2 protein-coding genes are annotated in these 1,828 nt (G+C 44.6%); one reads left to right on the top strand and one right to left on the bottom strand.

The window, feature by feature from the left end:
- The coding region (locus ENN47_09680) for a transporter substrate-binding domain-containing protein (GenBank protein ID HDP78433.1) at positions 1 to 1,054 on the bottom strand (1,054 nt) is incomplete at its 3' end.
- Positions 1,055 to 1,451: 397 nt separating this feature from the next.
- Between ENN47_09680 and ENN47_09675 the strand changes: the two genes are divergently transcribed.
- Positions 1,452 to 1,828, top strand: a 377-nt coding sequence (locus ENN47_09675) for an electron transfer flavoprotein subunit beta (protein HDP78432.1), incomplete at its 3' end; no start/stop codon positions are given.

The raw sequence follows: 1,828 nt of genomic DNA, 5'->3' as shown, positions 1-1,828 counted from the left end.
GTCTCTTGGCAACTAGATAGTCTCCTTCAACAACATCCAGACTGTAATAGTCGAAGCTGAGAATGTCAGTGGCTGCTTCAACAATGAGATCATAGACTTCTTCTTCCTCGATACAGCTCTCCATCTTGAAGGCAATATCATGAAGGCTTCTTATTTTGGCTCTGAGGTTCTCATTTTCCACTGCCTTCTTCTCAAGCTCTTCTGTTCTTGCCTTTACTCGCCCTTTCAAAGCATAGTTCCATATCCACGGAGCAAACAGCACGAATATGAAGGCGATAAGTATTCCAATAGACCAGAGCAATGCCTTTTTATTCTGTTCAAACCAGTTTGCTGAACCAAACCATTTTTCGAATATTTCCTTATACTCACCGCTCTCTCTTACGAGGAGAAGGCCCTTATTGAGTTTGTTGAGAAGAACAGAATTATCTATCGCGGTGGCGAAGGCATAATCTCTTTCGAAGACCGTGGAATCGGAAACCTTTAGATTATTGATCTCGTTCTCTTTCGCAAAATATAGAGATTGATACTTCTCGAAAAGGCCAAACTCCCCGGTACCCGCTGAAAGAAGCTTCAATCCGTCAAGGGGAGATTCAACCTCTACAATCCTTTCGGTTATGGAGTTTTCCAGGAGATAGTCGTGCATGACCCCGTTTCGCTGAACTACAATTTCGCTTCCTTTTAGATCATTTACGCTAGGCTTTCTAGAACCATCCCTGTAGAAGATCACCATGTGCAGAGCATTGTGTGGAATAGAAAAACCATATATCTTCTGTCGCTCGGGAGTGACGGCCATCCCGATTAGCCCATCGAGTTCTCCCGACTTGAACCTTTCGACCTCGAGATTCCATTCACCGAGCTCAATTTCGATATCCAGCTCGGCAGCTCTAGAGACGGCGTGCATCAGGTCCACATTGAATCCCGTGTGAACGCCGCTTTCATCAATAAACTCATACGGAGGATAAGCATTATCCCCGCCGAAAGTGAGCTTATCTGCGAAACCAAAAGTACATAAGAGAATCAAAACAAGTGACAAGAAAGTCTTTCTGTTCTTCATCGATTCACCCCGATTAGAAATATGATAGCACAATCATTACGAATATTAGAATCTCCACTAATTTGGAATTTACTGAGAATCATTTGTGTGTCTTGTTTACCGCTCCTGATCAGACCGTCTAGTAATCTCGCTTCACGTCAAAGCCATATTTTGGTAATACCCAAGTAAAACATTAAACGTGTTTGCCGTGTACATTTGTTCGCTTATACTTTGTGCTAACAATTAAATCAATCTACTAACTTTTCGTCAACTTGAAGAAAGATATTCAGCAGTTCATTTATTTGGCTCAAAACAACTCATTCAAAGACCTTCGGTTCGGAGTTCAGACTTCGACCGCGAAAGAAATCGGCATGTGTATTAAGATTGAGAAGAGACTACTCAGTTAGGGGGAATTGCTTTGAAAATACTCGTTCTTCTAAAACAAGTTCCGGATACCGATGAAGTTAAGCTCAATCCCGAAACGGGGACGATGATAAGAGAGGGAGTTGGTACCGTTATCAATCCTCTCGATTTGCACGCGCTGGAAACGGCATTGAGAATCAAAGAGACCGGTGATCATTCCGTTGCGGTTGTTTCTATGGGACCTCCTGTGGCAGAAGAGGCCGTAAGGGAAGCAATCGCAATGGGCGCCGACAAGGCGGTGCTGCTGACAGACCGTAAGTTTGCAGGTGCGGATACGTGGGCAACGGCCGTGGCACTCGCGAGATTTGCGGAGAAGGAAGGTCCTTTCGACCTGATCCTTGCCGGCGAGAAGGCTACCGACGGAGAAACAGG

It is taken from the genome of Mesotoga infera, assembly GCA_011045915.1.
In the GTDB taxonomy this organism is placed as follows: Bacteria; Thermotogota; Thermotogae; order Petrotogales; family Kosmotogaceae; genus Mesotoga; species Mesotoga infera_D.
Note: the sequence above shows the minus strand (reverse complement) of the source record. Positions and strands in the feature narration are given on the sequence as shown.